Below are 23,600 nucleotides of genomic sequence, written 5' to 3'. Positions count from 1 at the left end.
CGGCTCCTAGCGCACCGTGTGGGCCGGCTCCGGCCGGTCCGGCGTGGTGCGGCTGAGGAACAGCGCGAACACCGGCGGCTGGGCCTGGAGGAGCTCCAGGCGGCCGCCGTCCGCCTCCGCGAGGTCCCGGGCGACCGCGAGGCCGATCCCGGTGGAGTTGCGGCCGCTGATGGTCCGCTCGAAGATCCGGTTGCCGAGGTCCGGGGGGACGCCGGGGCCCTCGTCCGTGACCTCCAGTACGGCCTGGTTGCCGGTCACCCGGGTGCGCAGCGCGACCGTGCCGCCCCCGTGCATCAGCGCGTTCTCCACCAGGGTCGCCAGGACCTGGGAGACCGCCCCGGGGGTGCCGACGGCCCGCATCCCCGTCTTCCCCGAGCGCACGATGGCCCGCCCGGCGCTGCGGTAGGCCGGCCGCCATTCCTCCAGCTGCTGTTTGACGACCTCGTCCAGGTCGAAGGGGACCGCCGAGCCGGTCCGCGGGTCCCGTGAGTTCGTGAGCAGCCGCTCGACCACGTCCGTGAGCCGCTCCACCTGGGTGAGGGCGATGGTCGCCTCCTCCCGTACGGTCTCCAGGTCGTCGGTGACCGTGATCTCCTCCAGCCGCATCGACAGGGCCGTCAGCGGGGTCCGCAGCTGGTGGGAGGCGTCGGCGGCGAGCCTGCGCTCGGCGGTGAGCATCCGGGCGATCCGCTCGGCGCTGGAGTCCAGTACGTCGGCGACCCGGTCCAGCTCGGGGACCCCGTAGCGCTTGTGCCGGGGACGGGGGTCGCCCGAGCCCAGCCGCTCGGCCGTCTCGGCAAGGTCGGTGAGCGGGGAGGCGAGCCGGTTGGCCTGCCGTACGGCGAGCAGGACGGCCGCCACGACCGCGAGCAGCGCCACCGCGCCGACCACGGCGAGGGTGCGCCCGACCTCCTTGGTGACGGTGGACCGGGACGCCTCCACGCTCACCGTCTCGCCCATCTCCCCGCGGGCGGTGCCCCGGATCACGCTGTCGGGGATCCGGTCGCCGACCTCGGCGACCGGGCGGCCCGGGACGGTGATGCGGGCGTACGTGCCCAGGTCGAGCTGTTCGGCGAGCGCGGAGGCGTCGACCGGTTTGTTCTCCAGTACGTCCGCCTCGACGATGCCCAGCAGTCGCAGCGCCTCGGACCCGATGCGGGCCTGGGCGCTGCTGGTGATGGTCCGGGTCTCCACGATGACGAGGGAGACCCCGAACACGGCGATGACGACGAGCACCACGGCGAGCGTGGAGTTGATCAGGCGGCGGCGCATGCTGGAGAGGATGCCCTAAAGAAGGGCCTGTGCTCCGCTCTGTCCGGGCTCAGCTCTTCTCGAAGCGGAAGCCGACGCCCCGGACGGTCGCGATGTAGCGGGGGTTCGCGGCGTCGTCGCCCAGCTTCTTGCGCAGCCAGGAGATGTGCATGTCCAGGGTCTTGGTGGAGGACCACCAGGTGGTGTCCCAGACCTCGCGCATGAGCTGGTCGCGGGTGACGACCCGGCCCGCGTCGCGGACCAGGACCCGCAGCAGGTCGAACTCCTTGGCGGTGAGCTGGAGCTCCTCCTCCCCCATCCAGGCGCGGTGCGACTCGACGTCGATGCGCACGCCGTGGGTGGCGGGGGTCTGGCTGGCCTCGTTGGCGCCGCGCCGCAGCAGGGCGCGGACCCGGGCCAGCAGTTCGGCGAGACGGAAGGGCTTGGTCACGTAGTCGTCGGCGCCGGCGTCCAGGCCGACCACCGTGTCGACCTCGTCGGCCCGGGCGGTGAGGACCAGGATCGGGAAGCCGTGGCCCTCGGCGCGCAGGCGCCGGGCCACCTCCAGGCCGTCCATGCCGGGCAGTCCGAGGTCCAGGACGACGAGGTCGACGCCGCCCTGCAGTCCGGCTTCCAGGGCGGTGGGGCCGTCTTCCCGGACCTCGACCTCGTAGCCCTCCCGGCGCAGGGCGCGGGCCAGGGGTTCCGAGATGGATGCGTCGTCCTCGGCGAGCAGTACACGCGTCATGTGGGTGATGGTAGTGCGCGGCGGCTCGAAGGTGGCGCGTGCCCGCAGACCCCTCTCTTACTGGGCTTATGAACTACTAACGGCCTTCGAATATGGTGAAACGGTTCCCCGGAATCCTGTGATCCATATCTCAAGTCCTTCCATATCCCGCAGTGTCCTGTCGTATGGTGGCGAGACGCCTGATGCACTACCCAGGGGATCTTTGTGCCGTAAAGCGAGCCAAGGACCTCAAATTCTGCTCTGGTCGGTTTCAACCGGCCCAGATGACAGTGAATGACCTGTGGGCCGGGCCTCGAACGCGAAGGTGCGTTCGGGGCGTGGATCCCGGTGACTGCCGTCCCTTCGTCTCCCGATCGGAGCCGAGACCCCCGGGCGTGGGGTGGGACGCCCGTCCGCCGGTGCCGGCCACCCCCCACCGGGCGCTGAACAGCTCACGAAGCCGAGCGTCCCGAGCAAGCAAGGATCGACCATGGCTTCCAGCCTGACGAAGGAACCGGCGGCTCCGTCCGCCGAGAAGACCTTCTTCGGACACCCCCGTGGCCTGGCCACTCTGTTCATGACCGAGATGTGGGAGCGCTTCAGCTTCTACGGCATGAAGGCCCTGCTCCTCGTCTACCTGCTCTCAGGTGGCCCGGACGCGAAGAAGGGCAGCCTGGCCGGCGGCATAGGGATGGACGAGGGCACGGCGATCACCGTGTTCTCCATCTACGTGTCCATGGTCTACCTCCTCGCCCTGCCGGGCGGGTGGCTGGGTGACCGCGTGTGGGGTCCCCGCAAGACCGTGACGATCGCGGCCGTGACGATCATGTGCGGCCACATCGTCCTCGCCCTCCCGGGCGGCGGGACCTTCTTCTTCGGCCTCGCCCTGGTGGCGATCGGCTCGGGTCTGCTGAAGGCCAACATCTCCACGATGGTCGGCCAGCTGTACAAGGACGCGAACGACCCGCGTCGTGACGGCGGCTTCACGATCTTCTACATGGGCATCAACGCCGGTGCCTTCTTCGCCCCGCTGGCCATCGGCACCGTCGGCCAGAAGGTCAACTGGCACCTCGGCTTCGCGATGGCCGCCGTCGGCATGGGCATCGGTCTGACCGCCTTCCTGCTGGGCACCAAGAACCTGAACCCGGTCAGCTCGGTCGTCCCGAAGCCGCTGTCGGCCGAGGAGCGCACCTCCTGGATCCGCAAGATCGCCCTCGCCGTCGCGATCGTGGCCGTGTTCTACACCGCCGTCGGCATGGCCGGCATGTTCACCAAGGCCTGGGCGACCATCCCGCTGACCCTGATCGGCCTGATCATCCCCACCGGCGTCCTGATCCGCATCAAGCGGGACAAGGACCTGGACCGGGGCGAGCAGTCGAAGATGACCGGCTACATCTGGTTCTTCGTCGCCGCCGCCGTCTTCTGGATGATCTACGACCAGGGCGCCTCGACCGTCCAGTCCTTCGGTGAGACCAAGGCCTCCGGCGCGCTGCTCGGCTTCGAGTTCCCCTCGTCCTGGTACCAGTCGCTGAACCCGATCTTCATCATGGCGCTGGCCCCGGTCTTCGCCTGGATCTGGCTGTGGCTGAACCGCAAGGGCAACGAGCCCTCGACGGTCGGCAAGTTCGCCGCCGGTCTGTTCTTCGTCGGCGTCTCGTTCTTCTTCTTCCTGATCCCGATCGCCCTGGCGGCGAACGGCCAGGAGGTCAGCCCGATGTGGCTGGTCGGCATCTACCTGATCCAGACGGTCGGCGAGCTGTGCATCTCCCCGGTCGGCCTCTCGGTCACCACGAAGATGGCGCCCGCCAAGTACGCCTCCCAGATGATGGGCGTCTGGTTCCTGGCGGTCACCGCCGGTGACTCCATCACCAGCCTGCTGTCCGACCCGGCCGTGTTCGGCATCGATCTCAACGGCACGGGTGCCGTGGCGATCGAGGCCACCCTGGCCTGCGTGGCGGCCTTGGCGGTCTTCATGTACCGCAAGAAGGTCAAGTCCCTCATGGGCGACGTGCGCTGACGCACCGCCCCCGCGCGAGGAACGGCCCGGCACACCGCGAGGTGTGCCGGGCCGTTCTTTTGCGTCCGCGTCCCGGTACCCGCCTGCGCACCTGCCCGCATACCTGCCCGCGTACACGGCCGCGCACACGGCCGTATATGTGGCCGAAAAACGCCCCCTATTCCAGCCGGAATCAGGCGCCCTTCACCTCGGCGGAAAATCCGACGAGGAACGACTTGAATCCGCACCCGACCTTCGCGTGCGATCCGGTGGGCGCCCACTTGCTGCGGTAGGTCCGGCGCACGACGTGCTCGCGCGCGCCCTGGACCGTGTCGCAGACGATGACGGCGCGGTGCGCGGCGCCCGAGGGGAAACGTCCCGAGCAGCGGGAGGTGACGTTCGGACGGCCCAGCCGGTCCATGTCGGCGGTGGCCTTGCAGCTGCCGCCGGGGCCGCCCGCGGGCGCCGCGGAGGCGGCCGGGGCGCCGAAGGCGGCCAGGGCCGACACGGCGGCCACCGCGACCAGAACGCTGCTGAATTTCATCGGTACCGCCCACTTCCGAATGCGGAAAGAAAAGGCGAAACATATCGGCGGGGCCGGACCGGCCACAAGCGGCTCCGGGCGTTTCGGTTTGATGGGCTGATATCACCGGAGCGGAAAAGGGCGCGCGCACCGCCGCCGGATGACGGGGTGCGCGCATTCCTTTCATCGGATTTTCGAGCGCTGGATTTTCTCGGGCTAGCGGTCGCCGCGCAGACGGCGCCAGGGGGTGAAGGTGAAGACCGCCGCGCCGAGCAGGATCACGGTGCCGGCGACGAGGGCGAGGGCCTTGACGCCGCCCGCGTCCTCGGCGCCGGTCTCGGCGAGACCGCCCGAGGCGGCGCTGCCGCCGGAGGTGCCGGCGCCAGCGGAGGTGCCGGACGTGGTGGCGCCGGTGGCGCCGCCCGGCTGGGCGGCGGTGTCGAGCTCCAGCGAGACGCCGCTGCTCGCCGCCTTGCAGGGCACGTTGATCGGAGTGGCTCCGGGGGCCATCGTGACGTCGATCGTCAGCTGGTCGGGGCTCAGCGTCACCTTGCCCGACTTGCCGGGCTTGTAGGTGCCGGTCATGTCGCTCAGGCTGACCGGCGCCTTGTCCGGGATCGGCTCCGCGTTGGCCGGGCCGGTGACCTTCACCGAGCCGCTGTCGGCGCCGCCGAGCTTGATGTCCATCGAGGGCTTGAGGGCCCCGGCGGGCAGGGCCATGGGCGCGGCCATCGCTCCCTTGGCGGTCTTGACGGTGAGGTCGTAGTTCCCGCCGTTCTTCTTGGCGTTGATGGTGACCGGGGTCTTGATGCCGCCGGGGACCACCGCGCCGCAGTCGTACGCGACCTCGACGGCCTTGCCGGGGAAGTCGGTCTGCCCGCCGCTGCCGCCGATGGTGGCGCCGCCGGTCGTGGCACCGCCTGTGGTGGCACCGCCTGTGGTCGCGCCGCCCGTGGTCGCACCGCCGGTCGTCGCACCGCCTGTGGTGGCACCGCCGGTCGTCGCACCGCCCGTCGTCGCCCCGCCCGTCGTCGCACCGCCCGTCGTTGCCCCGCCCGTCGTCGCACCGCCCGTCGTCGCCCCGCCGGTCGTGCCGCTGCCCGCCGAGACGTCGATGGTGGCCCCGCCGCTCACCTCGCCCGTCGGGGCGCACTTGGTGACGAAGGTGCCGAAGGAGAAGGTGACCGCGACGTCGTACTTGCCCGGCGTCAGGGTGATCTTCCCGGCCTTGGCCAGCTTCAGCTTGCCCTTCATGACGGACATGACCATGGGCGCCTTCTTGGGGATCTCGGGGTTCTTCTTCTCCCCGACCACCTTCAGCTCGCCCCCTCCCCCGCCGAGCGTGATCCAGCCGGTGGGCTGGACCGCGTCCTTCGGGATCACCATCAGGTCGGTGTTGTTCGAGGCCGGCTTGACGGTCTCCCAGGACACGTCGACCTCGTCCCCGACCTTCGCCGTGGCGGGCGCCGTGATCCTCGCGGTGGTCTCGCCCTCCACCGGATCGCCGCCGCCGGCCGGCGGTACGCACTTGACCTTGTACGTGGCGTCGGCGGCCTGGGCGGGCGATGCCGCCATGGCGATACCCGCGCCGCTGAGCAGCAGCGCGGCCACGGCCGCGCTCACCCTCCGTTGGCTCTTCACGAGTGTCCCTTCGTCGTCGGACTGGTGTTCTCGGTCGGTGCGGATGTCTGTGGGGCGTCCGGCCGGCCGGGGGCCGGGGCGGGGGCAGGGGCCGGATCAGGGGCCGGGTCCGGAGTGAACCAGGGCAGGGCCGCCTCGGCCGCCGGCCGCGCCGGAGCCGGGTCCGGCGCCGGTACGCGTCCCCGTGCGGCGGCGATCCGCGGCAGCCGGGCCGTCACCGCCGAGGCGGCGTGCCGGCGTCCCGCGCCGGGGGCCGCGGCGCGCGGGCGGACCCGGTCGACGACGGCCATGCCCACCCGGAAGAGGGCGGTCGGGATCACCACCAGGAGCAGGCCCCAGAACAGCAGCACCCCGTACGGGCGGTCCACGCCCCAGGGCTGGCCGGCCAGGACCGTGTCCCCGTACTTGAGGGAGACGGTGTAGTCCCCGTGGGCGCCGGCCGGGAGTTCCACGTCCAGCGCGACCTCGGCCTTGCCGCCGGGCGGGATGGTGCCCTTCCAGCGGGCCTCCTCCCACTGCGGGGCGAAGACCCCGTGCGCGGTGCCGAGCTGGAAGACGGGGTCCTTGACGGGCGCCGAGCCGAGGTTGCCGACCGTGGCCGTGAACTTCCTGCCGGGCGGGGCCCCGAACCAGGTCAGCACTCCGTCGTCGCCCTCCAGCCTGACCCCGGTGAGCAGGGCGAGGCGGGCGGTGCCGGATTCCGCGGGCAGCTCGGCCACCGGATGGTCGGTGATCTTCAGCGGGAGGGCGACGGTGGACTGGTCCCCGTTGACCGAGGTCACGTTCACCACGCAGGGGCACGGCTTGGGGGGTGCCACGACCGGCAGCCGGGCGCCGAAGTGCCCGTCCTCGCCGACCGCGACGGCCACCCCGTCGGCGTTGGCGCAGCTGTTGGTACCGCCGATCATGTTCTGGCCGCAGACCAGCAGCATCACCATGGTCCTGGGCCGCCAGCCGGTCCCGCCGACGCTGAGCTCGGTGCCCTTGGCGGCCTCGGAGAGGGAGAGGGTCACGGCCGGCTTGCCGGTGTCGGCGGCGGCCGGGGCGGGCGCCGGGAGCAGGACCAGGGCGAGGGCCGTCAGGAGCGCCGCCAGGAGGGCCGCGTCCCGTCTGCGGATTGCGTTCACCGGGGTGCTCCCGTCAGCTCGTGTTCGGGTACGGGGCCCTCGTGCGCCCCTTCCTGGGCGCCGGCCGGCGGCCGCGCGGACGGCTGCCGCGGCCCGTCGGCCCGGCGGCGGGCGGCCCGGCGGCGGGCCAGGAGCAGCGCGGTCCCGGCGGCGGCGCCGAGGGCGAGCGCTCCCGCGCCGGTCCGGGCGGCGCTCCCGCCGGGCAGGAACCAGGCCGTGGCGTGCGCGGTGGCCGGGGCGGCGCCCGGGGCGGTGACCGTGAGGGTGAGGGCGACCCGGTCGAGGGCGGGCGCGTCGGGCCAGGGCTCGGTCAGCCGGACCCGCCGGCCGGGCAGCAGTTCGACGGGCAGGACACGGGCGGCGCGGCCGGGGAGGGCGCCGAAGCGGCCCTCGGCCCGGAGCGCGAGGCCGGGGGTGAGGGCGACGTTGCCCCGGTTGACGAGGGTGTACGCGACGGCGGCGGCCGCGCCCCGGCCGCGTACGGAGACGTCCTCGACGGTGAGCGCGGCGAGCGCCGGCCCGCCGACCCGCAGGTGGACCCGTACGGCCGCCTCGTGACCGGACTCCGCGGCGACGACGGCGGCCGGGTGGTCCCCGGGCGGCGCGCCGGGCGGCACGGTGACGGTGAAGGGGATCACGGCGCGGGTGCGGGCCGGGACAGTGACGGTGGCGGAGCCGCCGAAGCTGATCCAGGACCCGGCGCCGGCGGCGTGGCCGGCCGGGCGGACGGCGAGGGCGCCGTCGGGGGTGTTGTAGGCGTCGGCGCCGCGCAGGGTGAGGACCCGTTCCCGGTCGCCGGTGTTGGTCAGGGCCACGCGGTCCTCCAGTACGGCTCCGGCGGGCCCCGCGAGGTAGAAGTACGGGCGCGGGGCGGCGGGCCGCCCGGCGGCCGGCCGGGCGCTCCAGCCGGGCTCGTCGGCGGCCGCGGCCGGGGCGCCGTGCAGGGCGGCGGCGGCGAGGAGCACCGCGCCGAGCCGCTGGAGGGTGTGGAGCACGCGCATGGACGGGGCGTCTCCGTTCAGGGCCGGCTCTGCTGGGTCCGGCGGCCGCGCCGGGTCAGCCAGAGCGTTCCGGCGGCGCCGGAGAGCAGCACGGTGGCACCGAGGGTGCCGAGGGCAAGCGCGGAGTCGGCGGGGCCGGTCTGCGGCAGGGTGTCGCCGCCCGCGGCGTTGCCGGGCGGCGGGGCGGCGGGGCCGGCCGCGGTGACCTCCAGCTCCAGGGAGGGTCCGGGGCTGTTGCCGGGGGTGCAGGTGGTGGTGGTCCCCATGGCCTTGATGGTGAGGACCCCGGCGGTGAAGGTGACCTTGCCGCTCTGCTTCGGGGTGTAGGTGCCCGACAGGTCGGTGATCTTGATGGGGGTGTTGGCGGGCACCGCCTCGGGGTTGGGCGGGCCCGAGACCGGGACGGAGGCCTTCTCGGCGCCGCCGGCCTGGATGACGGCGCTCGGGGTCATCGCGCCCTTGCCCAGCTCGATGGGGCTGGAGGAGACGCCCTTCTGGAAGGACATCGTCAGCTTGTAGCCGTCGCCCTCCCTGACGGCCTTGATGTCGATGGGCGAGACCGCCGACTTGTCCCCGATGGGGGTCTGGCACTTGTACTCGACGTCGACGACGTCGGCGTGGGCCGCGGGGGCGGCGAACAGGACCGCCGATCCGGCCACTGCGGAGGCCAGCGCGAGCGCGGTGGAACGTTTCCGGTCGGACACCTTCGTCTTCCCCTCGGGCCACAAGTTACTGACGACACATCAGATTGGTGGCTCAAGGTACGCCCGGGACCTTACGGAGGGAAGACAAAGGACGGCCCGGATCAACGGCCCGCCGGACGGGCCGTTTCAAGCCCTTTCGGGCCGGTTCCTACGCCGCGCGGCGCGTCAGACCACGCGCACCCCGCGCTGCCAGACCGCCGAGACGAGCGGGACGCCGGGGCGGTAGGCGAGGTGGACGTGGCTCGGCGCGTCCAGGAGCGCCAGGTCGGCGCGGGCGTCGGGGACGATGCGGCCCACGTCGGTGCGGCGCAGCGCGGCGGCGCCGCCCGCGGTGGCCGACCAGAGGGCCTGGTCGGGGGTCATGCCCATGTCCCGGACGGCGAGGGCGACGCAGAACGGCATGGAGCTGGTGTAGGAGGAGCCGGGGTTGCAGTCGGTGGACAGCGCGACGGTGGCGCCCGCGTCGATCAGCCGCCGGGCATCGGGCCACGGGGCGCGGGTGGAGAACTCGGCGCCGGGCAGGAGCGTGGCGACGGTGGTGCCCGCCGCCTGGGCCAGGGCGTCGACGTCCGCGTCGGTGAGGTGGGTGCAGTGGTCGGCGGAGGCGGCCTCCAGCTCGACGGCGAGCTGGACGCCGGGGCCGTGGGAGAGCTGGTTGGCGTGGATGCGGGGGATCAGTCCGGCGGCGGCGCCGGCGGTGAGGATGGCGCGGGCCTGGTCCCCGTCGAAGGCGCCCTTCTCGCAGAACACGTCCACCCAGCGGGCGTACGGGGCGCAGGCGCTCAGCATCTCGCCGGTGACGAGGTCCACGTAGCCGGCCGGGTCGTCGGCGTAGTCGGGGGAGACGATGTGCGCCCCGAGGTAGGTGACCTCCTCGGTGTGCGCGGCGGCGATGCGCAGCGCGCGGGCCTCGTCGGCGACGGTGAGCCCGTATCCGGACTTGGTCTCGAAGGTGGTGGTGCCCTGCCGGCGGGCCTCGTGGAGGTGGCGCAGCAGGTTGGCCTCCAGTTCCCCGTCGGTGGCGGCGCGGGTGGCGGCGACGGTGGTGCGGATGCCTCCGGCGGAGTAGCTGCGGCCGGACATGCGGGCGTTGAACTCGGCGGTGCGGTCGCCGGCGAAGACGAGGTGCGAGTGGGAGTCGACGAATCCGGGGATGACGGCGCGGCCGGCGGCGTCGAACGCGGAGTCGGCGGCGGGTGCCTCGGCGGCGGGGCCGACCCAGGCGATCGTCTCGCCGTCGATGACGACGGCGGCGTTCTGGATGAGGCCGAGGGGGGTGGCGTCGCCGAGGGTGGGGTCGTTGGTGACGAGGCTGCCGATGTTGGTGATGACGGTGGTGCTCACGGGGTTCCTCTCGGGGTTTCCTGGGGCTCCGCCCCAGACCCCGCGCCTCAAACGCCGGCGGGGCTGGATTGTGGCTGAGCTGCACTGGCAGGTGCTGCCCGGCGGGCCGAATTGCCGCGCAGCGGAAATTCAGCCTCGCCGGCGATTGAGGCGCGGGCGCGGAGCGCCGTGTCGTGAGCCGCGCTCGCGATCGAGGCGCTGTCCGATCACGACCGGAGGGCGGCGATGGATTCGGACAGGGCCGCCGGGACGTCCGGGACCAGGGCATGGGCGCCGTCGCGGACCACATGGCGGCCGCTCACCACTGTGTGCCGGACGTCCGACGCGGTCGCCGCGAACACGGCCGTCTCGGCGCCGAGCCGGGGCAGCGGTCCGGCCGTGCGGACGGAGTCCAGCGCGACGGTGGTGAAGTCCGCGAGCGCGCCCGTCTCCAGGCGCCCCGCGTCGGGCCGGCCGAGGGCGGCGTGCCCGTCGGCCGTGGCGGCGGTGAGCAGGGCGTTCGCCGTCCAGTGCCCGCGCGTGTGGCTGCGCAGGCGCTCGTTGAGCTCCATGGCCCGGGCCTCTTCGAGCAGGTCGATCACCGCGTGGCTGTCGCTGCCGAGGGACAGCGGGCTGCCCGCGCGCTGGAGCCGTCCGGCCGGGCCGATGCCGTCGGCGAGGTCGCGCTCGGTGGTGGGGCACATGCAGGTGCCGGTGGTGGTGCCGCCGAGCAGGGCGATGTCGGCGTCGGTCAGGTGCGTGTTGTGGACGCCGGTGGTGCGCGGGCCCAGCACGCCGTGGTCGGCGAGGAGCTGGGTCGGGGTGCGGCCGTGGGCGGCGTGGCAGGCGTCGTTCTCCGCCGTCTGCTCGGAGAGGTGGACGTGCAGCGGGGCCCCCCGCTCCCCCGCCCAGGCGGCGACGGTGGCGAGGGCGTCGGCCGGGACGGCGCGGACGGAGTGGATCGCGGCGCCGATCAGGGCGTGTTCGCGCGGCTTGAGGGCGGAGACCCGCTCGGCCCAGGCGTCGGCGGTGCCGTCGGAGAAGCGCAGCTGGTGGTGGTTGGGGCCCTCGCCGAAGCCCGAGGCCAGGTAGGCGGTGTCCAGGAGGGTGATCCGGATGCCCGCGGCGGCGGCCGCCTCGATCAGGGCCTCGCCCATGGCGTTGGGGTCGGCGTAGCGGGCGCCGCCCGGGGCGTGGTGGACGTAGTGGAACTCGCCGACGTTCGTGATGCCGGCCAGCGCCATCTCCGCGTACACGGCCCGCGCGAGCGCGAAGTAGGAGTCCGGGGTGAGGTTCTGGGCGACCTGGTACATGAACTCGCGCCAGGTCCAGAAGGTGCCCGAGCCGACCTGGACGAGGGAGCGCAGGGCCCGGTGGAAGGCGTGGGAGTGCGCGTTGGCCAGGCCCGGCAGGGTCAGGCCGCGCAGCACCTCGGCGCCGGGCGGCGGGGCGTCCGCCCCGGTGCGCAGGGCGGCGATCCGTCCGTCGGGGGTGACGTCCAGGGCGACGCCCGGCTCGACGTGGGTGCCGAGCCAGGCGTGCTCCAGCCAGTACGTCTTGTGCGCGGTCAGCGGCACGCGAGACCTTCCAGTACGTCGGCGAGGGCGAGGACGCCGGCCACGCAGTCGTCCTCGGCGGCGAACTCCCGGGGGGAGTGGGAGACCCCGGTGGGGTTCCGTACGAACAGCATCGCGGTCGGGACGGCGGCGGAGAGGATTCCGGCGTCGTGTCCCGCCCCCGTGCCGAGGACGGGGACCCGTCCGCCCAGGATCCGGTTCAGCTCGTCGCGCAGGGCGTGCTCGAACTCGACGACCGGGGTGAAGGACTCGCGGACGACGTCGAGGTCGGTCCCGTCCTGGCCGGCGCGCTCGCGGGCGGCCTTCTCGATGGCCGTGACGACCGTGTCGAGGGTGGCCTGGTCGGCGGCGCGGGAGTCGAGCCAGCCGCGGACGAGCGAGGGGATGGCGTTGACCCCGTTGGGCTCCACGGAGATCTTCCCGAAGGTGGCGACGGCTCCGGCGAGGGCCGCCTCGGCGCGGGCCGCGAGGACGGTCGCCGCGTAGGTGAGCATCGGGTCGCGGCGGTCCACCAGGCGGGTGGTGCCCGCGTGGTTGGCCTCGCCGTGGAAGTCGAAGCGCCAGCGGCCGTGCGGCCAGATCGCGGAGGCGATGCCGACCGGGTCCCCGGACAGGTCGAGGGCGCGGCCCTGTTCGACGTGCAGTTCGACGAAGGCGCCGATGCGGGCGAGGCGTTCGGGGTCGGCCCCGATCGTCTCCGGGTCGTAGCCGGCCCGCTCCATCGCCTGCGGCAGGCTGACGCCGTCGGCGTCGCGGAGCTCGTACGCCTTCTCCTTGGTCAGCTGTCCGGCGGCGAGCCGGGAGCCGACGCAGGCCAGCCCGAAGCGGGCGCCCTCCTCGTCGCCGAAGTTGGTGATGGCCAGCGGCCGGGAGAACCGCGCGCCGCGGCGGCGCAGTTCGTCCAGGGCCGCGAAGGAGGAGACCACCCCGAGGGGGCCGTCGAAGGCGCCCCCGTCGGGGACGGAGTCCAGGTGGGAGCCGGTGACGACGGCGTCGCCCGCGAGGGGGTCGCCGAGCCAGGCCCACTGGTTGCCGTTGCGGTCGCTCTCGTACGTGAGCCCGCGCGACTCGGCCTGCGCCCGGAACCAGGCCCGGCAGTCCAGGTCCGCGCCGGTCCAGGCGTAGCGGCGGTAGCCGCCGGAGCCGCAGTGGCGGCCGATGGGGGCGAGGTCGGCCCACAGGGTGTGGAAACCGCCGCCCGCCGAGGGGGCGGGCCCCGGGCCGGAGCCCGGGGCCGCCGACCAGCCGGTATCGGAGGTCACTCGGAGTCACCCTCGCGCATCGGGACGCGGACGCCGCGCTCGTCGGCGACGGTCTCGGCGATGTCGTAGCCGGCGTCGACGTGGCGGATGACGCCCATGCCGGGGTCGTTGGTCAGGACGCGGCGGATCTTCTCGCCCGCGAGCTTGGTGCCGTCGGCGACGGTGACCTGGCCCGCGTGGATCGAGCGGCCCATGCCGACGCCGCCGCCGTGGTGGATGGAGACCCAGGACGCGCCGGAGGCGACGTTGACCATGGCGTTGAGCAGCGGCCAGTCGGCGATGGCGTCGGAGCCGTCGAGCATGGCCTCGGTCTCTCGGTACGGGGAGGCCACCGAACCGCAGTCGAGGTGGTCGCGGCCGATGACCAGCGGGGCGGCGAGGGTGCCGTCGGCGACCATCTCGTTGAAGCGCTCGCCGGCCTTGTCGCGCTCGCCGTAGCCGAGCCAGCAGATGCGCGCGGGCAGGCCCTGGAAGTGGACGCGCTCGCCGGCCATCTTGATCCAGCGGTGCAGGGACTCGTTCTCCGGGAAGAGCTCCAGCATCGCCTTGTCGGTCTTGTGGATGTCCGAGGCCTCGCCCGACAGCGCCGCCCAGCGGAAGGGGCCCTTGCCCTCGCAGAACAGCGGGCGGATGTAGGCGGGGACGAAGCCGGGGAAGGCGAAGGCGCGGTCGTAGCCGGCCAGCTGGGCCTCGCCGCGGATGGAGTTGCCGTAGTCGAAGACCTCGGCGCCGGCGTCCATGAAGCCGACCATGGCCTCGACGTGCCGGGCCATGGACTCGCGGGCGCGGGTGGTGAAGCCGGCCGGGTCCTTGGCGGCCTCGTCGGCCATGTCGTCGAAGGCGACGCCGACGGGCAGGTAGGCGAGCGGGTCGTGGGCCGAGGTCTGGTCGGTGACGATGTCGACGGGCGCGCCCTCGGCCAGCATCTGCGGCAGCAGTTCGGCGGCGTTGCCCAGGAGGCCGATGGAGAGCGGCTTGCGGGCGTCGCGGGCTTCGACGGCCAGCTGGAGGGCGTGGCGCAGGTTGTCGGCCTTGACGTCCAGGTAGCGGTGCTCGATGCGGCGTTCGATCGCGCGCGGGTCGACGTCGATACAGATCGCGACGCCGTCGTTCATCGTCACGGCCAGCGGCTGGGCGCCGCCCATGCCGCCGAGTCCGGCGGTCAGGGTGATGGTGCCCGCGAGGGTGCCGCCGAACTTCTTGGCGGCGACGGCCGCGAAGGTCTCGTAGGTGCCCTGGAGGATGCCCTGGGTGCCGATGTAGATCCACGACCCGGCGGTCATCTGGCCGTACATGGTCAGGCCCAGGTGCTCCAGGCGGCGGAACTCCTCCCAGTTGGCCCAGTCGCCGACGAGGTTGGAGTTGGCGAGCAGGACGCGCGGCGCCCACTCGTGCGTCTGCATCACGCCGACCGGGCGGCCGGACTGGACCAGCATCGTCTCGTCCTGCTTGAGGGTCCGCAGGGTGCGCACCATGGCGTCGTACGAGCGCCAGTCGCGCGCGGCCTTGCCGGTGCCGCCGTAGACGACCAGCTTGTCGGGGTGCTCCGCGACCTCGGGGTCGAGGTTGTTCTGCAGCATGCGCAGGGCGGCCTCCTGCTGCCATCCCAGGGTGCTGAGCTCGGTGCCGCGCGCGGCCCGTACGGGGCGGGGTCCTGACATGGCGGTGCCTCCAGACGATGTTGGTCAATCCATTCACATCCTCGCCGCATGAATAGATCCAGTCAACAGCTGCGGGGGGACCGGCCTGGTGATGGGATGGCGGGCATGGCCGCCCAGACGCACCTCCCTTCGCCCGACCCCGGCCCCGCCGCCCTGCGTGACCTGGCCGTACGCGCCGCGCTCCAGCAGGGTCTGCTGGAGCGCGAGCCCGTCGTCTGCCTGCTCGACGTGGCCGGGATCCGGGCCTCCGCCGCCGCCCTGACCGCCGCCTTCGCGGCCGCGGCCGCCCCCGGCACCCCCGTCCTGCACACCTTCGCGGTGAAGGCCGCCCCCCTCGTCCCCGTCCTGCGGCTGCTCGCGGACGCCGGGATCGGCTGCGAGGTCGCCAGCCCCGGCGAGCTCGCGCTGGCCCGGGCGGCCGGGGTGCCGGCGGAGCGGACGGTCCTGGACTCCCCGGCGAAGACGCGGGCCGAGCTGCGCGAGGCCCTGGCCCTCGGGATCGCCGTCAACGCCGACAACCCCCAGGAACTGGCCCGGCTCGACGCGCTGACGGCCGCGGCCCCCGGCGCGGCCCCCCGCTCCCCCCTCGGGCTGCGCATCAACCCCCAGACCGGCGCCGGCACCATCGACGCCCTGTCCACGGCCACCGCCACCGCCAAGTTCGGCTTCCCGCTGCGCGACCCCGGCGCGCGGGAAGCGCTCGTACGGGCTTTCCTCGACCGGCCGTGGCTGACCCGGCTGCACACCCACTCGGGCTCGCAGGGGGTGCCGCTGAAGCTGATCGCCGAGGGCGTGCGGGAGGTCCACGCGCTGGCCGAGGAGGTCAACGCGGCGGCCGGCCGGCGCCAGATCGACACCCTCGACATCGGCGGGGGCCTGCCGGTGAACTTCGCCTCCGACGAGCACACGCCCTCGTACGCGGACTACGCGCAGGCCCTACGCGCGACCGTCCCGGCGCTCTTCGACGGCTCCTACGGGCTGGTCACCGAGTTCGGCCGGTCCCTGCTGGCCAAGCACGGCCTGATCCTGGCCCGGGTCGAGTACACCAAGGAGACCGGCGGCCGCCCCATCGCCGTCACCCACGCGGGGGTCCAGCTCGCGACGCGCACCGTGTACGCCCCCGCGTCCTGGCCGCTGCGGATCCTCGCGTACGACGCCGGGGGCGTCCCGCGCACCGGTGACCGCGTCGCCCAGGACGTCGCCGGCCCGGCCTGTTTCGCGGGCGACCTGCTCGCCACCGCGCGGGAGCTGCCGCGGCTGCACCCGGGGGACGTGATCGCCGTCCCGGACACGGGCGCGTACTTCTTCACCGCCCACTACGGCTACAACAGCCTCCCGCGCCCCGCCGTCCACGGCTTCACCGCCGCCGCGCGGGGCGGGATCCGCTTCGCCCTGACCCGGGCCGCCCAGCCCCTCGCGGACCTCGTCGCCGAGGCGGGCGGCGCCCTGCGCGACGCGCTGCTCCCGGACGCGGCGCCGTAGGGCCTGTCCGCCCCGGCGCCCGCGCGGGCGGGCCTCAGTCCACGAACAGGCTCCGCGCCGCCGCCCGCGCGTCGAAGGCCTCCAGCCGGGCCTGCGCGTCCGGGAGCGCGTCCGCCATCGCCTCCAGCAGCACCCGCCCCAGCAGCATCGGCGCGCACGCCGTGTCGAAGGCCAGCCCGGTGCCGACCGGCGCCGGGATGAGCAGGTCGCTGAGGCGGGCGACGGGCGCGAACGCCGAGTCGGCGACCGTCACCACCTTCAGCCCGGCCGCCCGCGCGTGGTCCAGGGCCTCCACGACCTCCCGGGGGTGGCGCGGCAGGGCGAAGCACAGCAGCGCCGAGGCCCCGGCGGCGGCGGCCGCGTCGATCCGGTCGGCCAGCATGGAGCCGCCCTCGTCGAGGAGCCGTACGTCCGGATGCACCTTCGCCGCGAAGTACGCGAACCCGCGCGCCTGCGAGGAGGCCGCGCGCAGCCCCAGCACCGGCAGCGGGGCCGATCCGGCCAGCACCCGGCCGGCCTCCTCGACCGGCGCCGGATCGGCGAGCATCGCCGAGAGCCGCCGCAGGTTCTCGATCTCCCCCTGGACGGCCTGCTGGTACTCGTTGTACGCGTCCTCGCGCACGGGCTCCGGCCGCCCGGCGGGGGCCACCGCGCGCAGGTGGCGGCGCAGCGCCGGGTACCCGTCGAAACCCAGTGCCACCGCGAACCGGGTCACCGAGGGCTGGCTCACCCCGGCCAGCTCGGCGAGCTCCACGCTCGACAGGAAGGGCACCTCCGCCGCGCCGCGCACCATGCAGTGCGCGATCCGCCGCTGGGTCGGCGTCAGCCGGTGCCCCTCGAACAGCTTTTGCAGCCGTGCGGCCGGGCTGTCGCTCATGGCCGTCCCCTCCGTCCCGTCGCCGGGGTCCCCGGTGAGATATTCAGTCACCGTGCACTCTGCATGTGGTTATGCAGCTCGGCAAGCCGCGCCCGCGATCCGGATACGGGGGCTATCCCCAGTGCCGGGGGCTCCGCCGGTTCCTACGGTGGGCGCATGACAGCCTCAGCCCACTCCCCGCAGGCCCAGGAGCTCGAAAAGGAGCTCGCCGCGACCCTCGACGCCCGGCGCGAGCTGGGACCGGAGTACGAGGCCGCCCTCGTGGACTCCTTCGTCGAGAAGGTCGACACCCAGGTCCGGCGCCGGCTGGCCGAGGAGCGGCTGCGTACGGCGCGCGGCGGCCCGGAGGGCGCGGACGGCACGGTCGCCGTCTTCGGGGAACGGTTCGGCTTCGCGATCGTCACGCTGGTGCTGGCGATCCCGCTGTCGGCGATCGGCGCCGTCCAGGCGGGCATCGGCGGCCTCCTGGTGACCTGGGCCGGCATCCTGGGCGTCAACTTCGCCCACGCCACCGGCCGCTTCCGCCGCCCCGGCCACGACGGCCCGGCCTGACGCCCCCCGGCACCGGCCGCCCCTTCGGCCCGGGAGGGCCCAGAAATGGAAAAAGCGGGGACCGCCGCACCCCCGGTTGCCCGGGGGGCGGGACGACGGCGGTCCCCGCGAGGGACACGGGCCGGGTCAGGGCCGTCCGCGTCCTTGGCGTCCACGCGGTCCGGGAGCCGCTCCGGAGGCGCGCCGACGCCGTTCGTGGCGCCGGCCGGGGTCCCGGTCTCCCGGGTTCCCTGCCGACGACCACCACTGTGCCCCGCCCGTGTTAAGCCGGTGCTGCCGTCACGTGTCGGGCCCGTACCGTTTGCGCGTCGTGTCTACTTCGCGCCCTTGGCGAGGAACGCCAGCAGGTCCTGGCGGCTGACGACGCCGGTGGGCTTGCCCTCGACGAGCACGATCGCCGCGTCGGCCTCGCCGAGCACCGTCATCAGCTCGGAGACGGGCTCGCCGGAGCCGACCTGCGGCAGCGGCGCGCTCATGTGCTTCTCCAGCGGGTCCCCGAGGGAGGCGCGCTGCGCGAACAGCGCCGCGAGCAGCTCCTTCTCCACCACGGAGCCGATGACCTCGGCGGCCATGACGTCGGGGTGGCCGGCGCCGGGCTTGACGATCGGCATCTGCGAGACGCCGTACTCGCGCAGGACCTCGATGGCCTGGCCGACGGTCTCCTCGGGGTGCATGTGGACCAGGGACGGGATGCCGCCCTCCTTGTCCGCGAGGACCGCGCCGATGCGCGCCGAGGGGCCCGCGTCCTCCAGGAAGCCGTGTCCGGCCATCCACTCGTCGCTGAAGATCTTGCTGAGGTAGCCGCGGCCGCTGTCGGGCAGCAGGACGACGACCACGTCGTCCGGGCCCAGGCTCTCCGCGGCCTTCAGCGCCGCGACGACCGCCATGCCGCAGGAACCGCCGACGAGGAGGCCCTCCTCCTTGGCGAGGCGGCGGGTCATCTGGAAGGAGTCCTTGTCGGACACCGCGATGATCTCGTCGGTCACGTTCGGGTCGTAGGCGGTCGGCCAGAAGTCCTCGCCGACGCCCTCGACCAGGTACGGACGGCCGGAGCCGCCGGAGTAGACAGAGCCCTCGGGGTCGGCGCCGATGACCTTGACGCTGCCACCGCTCACCTCCTTGAGGTAGTTGCCGGTGCCGGAGATCGTGCCGCCCGTGCCGACGCCGGCGACGAAGTGCGTGATCTTCCCGTCCGTCTGCTCCCACAGCTCGGGACCCGTGGTCTCGTAGTGCGAGCGCGGGTTGTTCGGGTTGCTGTACTGGTCCGGCTTCCAGGCGCCGGGCTCGCGCGCGAGGCGGTCGGACACGTTGTAGTACGAGTCCGGGTGCTCGGGGTCGACGGCGGTCGGGCAGACCACGACCTCGGCGCCGTACGCGCGCATCACATTGATCTTGTCCATCGACACCTTGTCAGGGCAGACGAAGATGCACTTGTAGCCCTTTTGCTGGGCCACGATGGCGAGTCCGACACCGGTGTTGCCGCTGGTGGGCTCCACGATGGTGCCACCGGGCTTGAGGGCACCGCTCTGCTCGGCGGCCTCGATCATCCGGACGGCGATCCGGTCCTTCACGGATCCACCGGGATTGAAGTACTCCACCTTCGCGAGGACGGTGGCCCGCAGGCCTTCGGTCACACGGTTGAGCTTCACCAGCGGGGTGTTGCCGACGAGGCTGATCATCGAGTCGTGGAATTGCACCATGTTCTCCAGGGAGGGGACTCCACGGGTTCTCCGGGAGGTTTGGCCAGAGTATGCGGAAAGGGATTGGCCGACCGTCCGTACGGGGCAGGAAGGTCAACAAGACCGATGGAGGTGGCCTGAAGGGTGTCCAGGGCGAGAACGGCCCGCCGGATCGCGGCGGGGGCAGCGTACGGCGGGGGCGGTCTCGGGCTGGTGGGGGTCGCCGCGGTGGGGCTGGTGCTGGCCGAGGTCCAGTTCGCGAAGCGGACGGTGGGCAACGGGCCGGCGGATCCGCCGCGGGCCGACGGCCTGTACGGGAGCGAGTTCTCCGGTCCGGAACTGAGTCCGGGCCCGCTGCGCATGGGCATGCTGGGCGATTCGACGGCGGCCGGACTGGGCGTGCGCCGGGCCCGCCAGACGCCGGGGGCACTGCTGGCCTCCGGGCTGGCGGCGGTCGCGGAGCGGCCGGTGGAGCTGCGGAACGTGGCACTGTCCGGGGCCATGTCGGACGACCTGGACCGCCAGGTGGGGCTGCTGCTGGACGGGGACGCGCCGCCGCCGGACGTCTGCGTGATCATCATCGGCGCGAACGACGTGACCAAACGCATGCCGCTGACCCAGTCCGTCCGGCTGCTGACCGCGGCCGTGCGCAGGCTGCGGCTCGCGGGGGCCGAGGTGGTGGTGGGCACCTGCCCCGACCTGGGCACCATCGAGCCGGTGTACCAGCCGCTGCGGTGGATGGCCCGGCGGGTCTCGCGGCAGCTGGCCGCCGCGCAGACCATCGGGGTCGTGGCGCTCGGCGCCCGCACCCTGTCCATGGGTGACCTGCTGGGGCCGGAGTTCGCGGCGAACCCGCGGGAGATGTTCGGCCCGGACTCCTACCACCCGTCGGCGGAGGGGTACGCGACGGCGGCGATGGCCATCCTGCCGACGCTGTGCGCGGCGCTGGGCCTGTGGCCGGGCTCGGACCGCCTCGACGTGTCGCGGGACGAGGACATGCTGCCGGTGGCGAAGGCGGCGTCCGCGGCGGCGGGCGAGGCGGGCACCGAGGTCACGGCGGCCCGCGGTCCGTGGGCCCTGCTCAAGCACCGCCGCCGCCGGCGCGTCCCGGCGGCGGAGCCCGTCCTGGAAACCCCGTCCCCGCCGGGCCGCCGCTGAATCCCCGGGGCGGCCCGGCCGTGCGGCCCGGCGGCCGGCGCGACCATGGAGGGGATCCCCGGCCCCGGGCGGGGTGCGCGGAGCGACCGGCATCACACGCCCGAGCCGGTGACCTCGACCGTACGGGGCGGTAACTTCGCTTGCGGTCCCGCAACGACGCACCCCTTGGAGTCCCGATGCCCGAAGCCGTCATCGTTTCCACCGCCCGTTCCCCGATCGGGCGCGCCTTCAAGGGGTCCCTCAAGGACGTCCGCCCGGACGACCTGACGGCGACCGTCATCCAGGCCGCCCTCGCGAAGGTCCCCGGGCTGGACCCGCGCGACATCGACGACCTGATGCTCGGCTGCGGCCTCCCGGGCGGCGAGCAGGGCCACAACCTCGCCCGCATCGTCGCCGTCCAGATGGGCATGGACTTCCTGCCGGGCGCCACCATCACCCGGTACTGCTCCTCCTCGCTCCAGACCTCCCGCATGGCCCTGCACGCCATCAAGGCGGGCGAGGGCGACGTGTTCATCTCGGCCGGCGTCGAGATGGTCTCGCGGTCCGTGAAGGGCAGCTCCGACGGCATGCCGGACACCCACAACCCGCTCTTCGCGGACGCCGAGGCCCGTACGGCCGCGGTCGCCCAGAGCGAGGGCGCCTCCTGGCACGACCCGCGCGAGGACGGCCTGGTCCCGGACGCCTACATCGCGATGGGGCAGACCGCCGAGAACCTGGCCCGCCTCAAGGGCGTGACCCGCCAGGACATGGACGAGTTCGGCGTGCGCTCGCAGAACCTCGCCGAGGCCGCGATCAAGAACGGCTTCTGGGAGCGCGAGATCACCCCGGTCACCACCCCGGACGGCACCGTGGTCTCCACCGACGACGGCCCGCGCGCCGGCGTCACCCTGGAGGGCGTGCAGGGCCTCAAGCCCGTCTTCCGCCCCGACGGCCTGGTGACGGCCGCCAACTGCTGTCCGCTGAACGACGGCGCCGCCGCGCTGGTCATCATGAGCGACACCAAGGCGCGGGAACTGGGCCTGACCCCGCTGGCGCGCATCGTGTCCACGGGCGTCACCGGCCTCTCCCCCGAGATCATGGGCCTGGGCCCCGTGGAGGCCTCCAAGCAGGCCCTGAAGCGGGCCGGGCTGACCGTCGGCGACATCGACCTGTTCGAGATCAACGAGGCCTTCGCCGCGCAGGTCATCCCCTCCTACCGGGATCTGGAGATCCCGCTGGAGAAGCTGAACGTCAACGGCGGAGCCATCGCCGTCGGTCACCCGTTCGGGATGACCGGTGCCCGCATCACCGGCACCCTGATCAACAGCCTCCAGTTCCACGACAAGCAGTTCGGTCTGGAGACCATGTGCGTCGGCGGCGGCCAGGGCATGGCCATGGTGATCGAGCGCCTGAGCTGAGCCGTAGCGGAGGGTGGGGGCCGGCCCGAGGCACGAGGGCCGGCACCCGCCCGCAGCGGTGGCGAAGCTCAGAGCGACCGCAAGACCGAGCGCCTGAGCTGAGCCGTCGTCGCTGAGCCATCGCCGTGGGCTGAGCCGTAGCGGAGGGTGAGGGGCTTGTACGGCTCCGGCGCGGCCACCCAGGTCCCGCAAGGGATCCTCTAGATCCATGCGCTGTACTGACGTCGAATCTAATCCCGTCGCGGCCGAGCTGTGACCGAATCTCCCCCAGGATGTGACCTTTGTCCTGGGGGATCGGCATGTGCCCAGGTCAGAGGCCATCCCCCGAAGGCTGCCAGGACCAAAGACCTGTCCAATTCATGACGTAATGCACTGCACGCCATTCCCAGCAGAGGACAAGCTGATGTAGGAAGTCGGGGGATCGAATCAATCAGGAGTTAGTCAGTGAGCGCCATGTCTCTTGCCCTGCTGCTGACCACGGCCGCTGCCACGGCCGTGGGCGCTGCTGCGCTGCACGCCGTCCACGGACTGCGCAAGCAGGTCACCGCCCTGCGCGGTGAGCTGACGGCGCCGGCCCACGCGCGCGCCGCGACCGTCCCCCACGCCCGCTCCGCGGCGTCCCCCGCCGCGGAGATACGGGCCGCCGTCGCCGAGGCCCTCGCCGAGGAGCGCGAGCGCGAGCTGGCCGAGGCGCGGGCCTTCTGGGCCGCGCAGGAGGCCCGCGACGCCGCCGACGCCCCCTCACTGCTGGGCGGCCTGTCCGGCCTCGGCGAGGAGGGGCCGGTCTTCCTGCCCCGGCAGGCGGACCTGGTCGGCCTGGAGCCGCTGCTGGGCGAGGACCTCGCCGCGGGCGCCTCCCTGCCGGAGGCCGTGGGCGAGTACCCGGAGGATTCGGCCGAACTGGCCGCCGCCCGCCGGCGCCACCCCTCGCACCCCGACTTCGTCCCGGCCCAGTCGCACCCCGGCGCCGACCACGAGCGCACCGTCAGCCGCCTGGAGGAGCTCGCCGAAGCCCGTACGGCCCTCGCGGACGTCCGCCCGGGCCCGCTGGGCACCCTGGACGTGTACGTCTTCACGGACGGCACCACCCTGTGCATGACCCCGGGCCACCGGGAGACCGCGGAGCGCCTCGCCGAGGCCCTGCGGTCGGGCACCGCGCCCGTCCTGCTCGGCGGCTCCGGCATCTCCGGCGCCTACGCGCTGACCTTCTCCTGCGGCAACTCCGAGGACCCCGACGGCAACGTCTACATCCTCGCGGACCGCGTCATCGCATCGCTCTGACTTCCGCCCGCTCCACCAGCGCCACGGCCTCGTCCAGCAGCTCGGACGGGGCCTTCGCGCCGTCCCCGCCCGCCGCGTCCCCGTCCCGCAGCGCGGCCAGCGCCTCGGCGAGGTCCAGACCGGCCACCGCCACCTGGTCCCCCACCACGAAGATCCCCACGTCCGGCATCACCCGCGCCTCGAACGCCTCAGCCGCCCCCTGGGTCCCCTGCGCCCCGGACGGGGCGGCCTCCAGCCGCTGCGCCCGTACGGCGAGCTCCCGGGCCAGCTCCAGCGCCTCGGCGGCGGCGCCGCGCTGGAGGCGGCTCTGCGGGGCGGCCCGCAGCCGGTCGGCGAATCGTTCCACGGCGGCGGTCAGGGGCGAGGTATCGAGCACCCGGC

General features: G+C 73.5%; 20 protein-coding genes. 6 read left to right on the top strand and 14 right to left on the bottom strand.

Features of this window, described 5'->3' with window-relative positions; translation table 11 throughout:
• Positions 1-6: 6 nt before the first annotated feature.
• Both ACFYYT_RS21055 and ACFYYT_RS21050 read right to left on the bottom strand, forming a co-directional pair.
• Positions 7-1,272 (bottom strand): ATP-binding protein, encoded by a 1,266-nt coding sequence (locus ACFYYT_RS21055; protein WP_351820626.1) that lies wholly within the window; start codon positions 1,270-1,272, stop codon positions 7-9.
• A 49-nt stretch (positions 1,273-1,321) separates the two neighbouring features.
• Positions 1,322-1,999 (bottom strand): response regulator transcription factor, encoded by a 678-nt coding sequence (locus ACFYYT_RS21050; protein WP_351820623.1) that lies wholly within the window; start codon positions 1,997-1,999, stop codon positions 1,322-1,324.
• 469 nt (positions 2,000-2,468) lie between these two features.
• Here ACFYYT_RS21050 and ACFYYT_RS21045 point away from each other — a divergent pair, with 469 nt between their 5' ends.
• On the top strand, positions 2,469-3,995 hold the full coding sequence (locus ACFYYT_RS21045) for an oligopeptide:H+ symporter (RefSeq protein WP_351820620.1): 1,527 nt from the start codon (positions 2,469-2,471) through the stop codon (positions 3,993-3,995).
• 172 nt (positions 3,996-4,167) lie between these two features.
• On the opposite strand, the gene ACFYYT_RS21040 is transcribed toward ACFYYT_RS21045, so the two are convergent.
• The 9 genes from ACFYYT_RS21040 to hutU all read right to left on the bottom strand — a co-directional run bounded on the left by ACFYYT_RS21040 (position 4,168) and on the right by hutU (position 14,793).
• Entirely contained in the window at positions 4,168-4,518 is a 351-nt protein-coding gene (locus tag ACFYYT_RS21040; protein ID WP_351820617.1) for a hypothetical protein, read from the bottom strand.
• 195 nt (positions 4,519-4,713) lie between these two features.
• Positions 4,714-6,120, bottom strand: a complete 1,407-nt coding sequence (locus ACFYYT_RS21035) for a hypothetical protein (protein WP_351820614.1) — start codon at positions 6,118-6,120, stop codon at positions 4,714-4,716.
• 14 nt (positions 6,121-6,134) lie between these two features.
• Complete coding sequence (locus ACFYYT_RS21030; RefSeq protein WP_351820611.1) at positions 6,135-7,265, bottom strand: hypothetical protein; 1,131 nt, start codon at positions 7,263-7,265, stop codon at positions 6,135-6,137.
• Positions 7,262-8,266 (bottom strand): hypothetical protein, encoded by a 1,005-nt coding sequence (locus ACFYYT_RS21025; protein WP_351820608.1) that lies wholly within the window; start codon positions 8,264-8,266, stop codon positions 7,262-7,264. The genes ACFYYT_RS21030 and ACFYYT_RS21025 overlap by 4 nt, the downstream gene beginning before the upstream one ends.
• 17 nt (positions 8,267-8,283) lie before the next feature.
• Positions 8,284-8,970, bottom strand: coding sequence for an LPXTG cell wall anchor domain-containing protein (locus ACFYYT_RS21020; protein ID WP_351820606.1), 687 nt, complete (start codon positions 8,968-8,970; stop codon positions 8,284-8,286).
• Positions 8,971-9,135: 165 nt separating this feature from the next.
• Complete coding sequence (gene hutI, locus ACFYYT_RS21015) at positions 9,136-10,314, bottom strand: imidazolonepropionase (RefSeq protein WP_351820603.1); 1,179 nt, start codon at positions 10,312-10,314, stop codon at positions 9,136-9,138.
• A 206-nt stretch (positions 10,315-10,520) separates the two neighbouring features.
• Positions 10,521-11,864, bottom strand: coding sequence for a formimidoylglutamate deiminase (locus tag ACFYYT_RS21010; protein WP_351820695.1), 1,344 nt, complete (start codon positions 11,862-11,864; stop codon positions 10,521-10,523).
• Positions 11,861-13,051: an allantoate amidohydrolase gene (locus ACFYYT_RS21005; RefSeq protein WP_351820691.1), complete on the bottom strand. Its 1,191-nt coding sequence runs from the start codon at positions 13,049-13,051 to the stop codon at positions 11,861-11,863. The genes ACFYYT_RS21010 and ACFYYT_RS21005 overlap by 4 nt, the downstream gene beginning before the upstream one ends.
• Before the next feature lie 77 nt (positions 13,052-13,128).
• Entirely contained in the window at positions 13,129-14,793 is a 1,665-nt protein-coding gene (hutU, locus tag ACFYYT_RS21000; RefSeq protein ID WP_351820601.1) for a urocanate hydratase, read from the bottom strand.
• Positions 14,794-14,898: 105 nt separating this feature from the next.
• Here hutU and ACFYYT_RS20995 point away from each other — a divergent pair, with 105 nt between their 5' ends.
• A complete protein-coding gene (locus tag ACFYYT_RS20995) occupies positions 14,899-16,275 on the top strand; it encodes a diaminopimelate decarboxylase (RefSeq protein WP_351820599.1) in 1,377 nt (458 codons plus the stop codon).
• A 34-nt stretch (positions 16,276-16,309) separates the two neighbouring features.
• On the opposite strand, the gene ACFYYT_RS20990 is transcribed toward ACFYYT_RS20995, so the two are convergent.
• Entirely contained in the window at positions 16,310-17,152 is an 843-nt protein-coding gene (locus ACFYYT_RS20990; protein WP_351820597.1) for a MurR/RpiR family transcriptional regulator, read from the bottom strand.
• 156 nt (positions 17,153-17,308) lie between these two features.
• Between ACFYYT_RS20990 and ACFYYT_RS20985 the strand changes: the two genes are divergently transcribed.
• Entirely contained in the window at positions 17,309-17,704 is a 396-nt protein-coding gene (locus ACFYYT_RS20985; protein ID WP_351820594.1) for a hypothetical protein, read from the top strand.
• A 314-nt stretch (positions 17,705-18,018) separates the two neighbouring features.
• On the opposite strand, the gene ACFYYT_RS20980 is transcribed toward ACFYYT_RS20985, so the two are convergent.
• Positions 18,019-19,401, bottom strand: a complete 1,383-nt coding sequence (locus ACFYYT_RS20980) for a cystathionine beta-synthase (protein ID WP_351820688.1) — start codon at positions 19,399-19,401, stop codon at positions 18,019-18,021.
• Positions 19,402-19,527: 126 nt separating this feature from the next.
• Between ACFYYT_RS20980 and ACFYYT_RS20975 the strand changes: the two genes are divergently transcribed.
• From ACFYYT_RS20975 to ACFYYT_RS20965, 3 genes are all read left to right on the top strand, one after another.
• Complete coding sequence (locus ACFYYT_RS20975) at positions 19,528-20,541, top strand: SGNH/GDSL hydrolase family protein (protein WP_351820591.1); 1,014 nt, start codon at positions 19,528-19,530, stop codon at positions 20,539-20,541.
• A gap of 176 nt (positions 20,542-20,717) precedes the next feature.
• Positions 20,718-21,938, top strand: a complete 1,221-nt coding sequence (locus tag ACFYYT_RS20970) for an acetyl-CoA C-acetyltransferase (protein ID WP_351820588.1) — start codon at positions 20,718-20,720, stop codon at positions 21,936-21,938.
• A 453-nt stretch (positions 21,939-22,391) separates the two neighbouring features.
• Positions 22,392-23,219 (top strand): hypothetical protein, encoded by an 828-nt coding sequence (locus ACFYYT_RS20965; RefSeq protein WP_351820685.1) that lies wholly within the window; start codon positions 22,392-22,394, stop codon positions 23,217-23,219.
• On the opposite strand, the gene ACFYYT_RS20960 is transcribed toward ACFYYT_RS20965, so the two are convergent.
• Positions 23,203-23,595, bottom strand: coding sequence for a hypothetical protein (locus ACFYYT_RS20960; RefSeq protein ID WP_351820585.1), 393 nt, complete (start codon positions 23,593-23,595; stop codon positions 23,203-23,205). The genes ACFYYT_RS20965 and ACFYYT_RS20960 overlap by 17 nt on opposite strands.
• Positions 23,596-23,600 lie beyond the last annotated feature (5 nt).

The organism is Streptomyces sp. NPDC002032 (assembly GCF_042890765.1).
Taxonomy (GTDB): domain Bacteria; phylum Actinomycetota; class Actinomycetes; order Streptomycetales; family Streptomycetaceae; genus Streptomyces.
The sequence above is the reverse complement of the archived record's forward strand: the minus strand, read 5'-3'. Positions and strand labels throughout refer to the sequence as shown.

What these genes read in the sequence shown, in the direction of transcription:
- hutU (WP_351820601.1), bottom strand. Translation starts at nt 14,793, where the DNA reads ATGTCAGGACCCCGCCCCGTACGGGCCGCGCGCGGCACCGAGCTCAGC.
- ACFYYT_RS21040 (WP_351820617.1), bottom strand. Translation starts at nt 4,518, where the DNA reads ATGAAATTCAGCAGCGTTCTGGTCGCGGTGGCCGCCGTGTCGGCCCTG.
- ACFYYT_RS20990 (WP_351820597.1), bottom strand. Translation starts at nt 17,152, where the DNA reads ATGAGCGACAGCCCGGCCGCACGGCTGCAAAAGCTGTTCGAGGGGCAC.
- ACFYYT_RS21025 (WP_351820608.1), bottom strand. Translation starts at nt 8,266, where the DNA reads ATGCGCGTGCTCCACACCCTCCAGCGGCTCGGCGCGGTGCTCCTCGCC.
- ACFYYT_RS21055 (WP_351820626.1), bottom strand. Translation starts at nt 1,272, where the DNA reads ATGCGCCGCCGCCTGATCAACTCCACGCTCGCCGTGGTGCTCGTCGTC.
- ACFYYT_RS20995 (WP_351820599.1), top strand. Translation starts at nt 14,899, where the DNA reads ATGGCCGCCCAGACGCACCTCCCTTCGCCCGACCCCGGCCCCGCCGCC.
- ACFYYT_RS20970 (WP_351820588.1), top strand. Translation starts at nt 20,718, where the DNA reads ATGCCCGAAGCCGTCATCGTTTCCACCGCCCGTTCCCCGATCGGGCGC.
- ACFYYT_RS20965 (WP_351820685.1), top strand. Translation starts at nt 22,392, where the DNA reads ATGTCTCTTGCCCTGCTGCTGACCACGGCCGCTGCCACGGCCGTGGGC.
- ACFYYT_RS21050 (WP_351820623.1), bottom strand. Translation starts at nt 1,999, where the DNA reads ATGACGCGTGTACTGCTCGCCGAGGACGACGCATCCATCTCGGAACCC.
- ACFYYT_RS20985 (WP_351820594.1), top strand. Translation starts at nt 17,309, where the DNA reads ATGACAGCCTCAGCCCACTCCCCGCAGGCCCAGGAGCTCGAAAAGGAG.
- ACFYYT_RS21045 (WP_351820620.1), top strand. Translation starts at nt 2,469, where the DNA reads ATGGCTTCCAGCCTGACGAAGGAACCGGCGGCTCCGTCCGCCGAGAAG.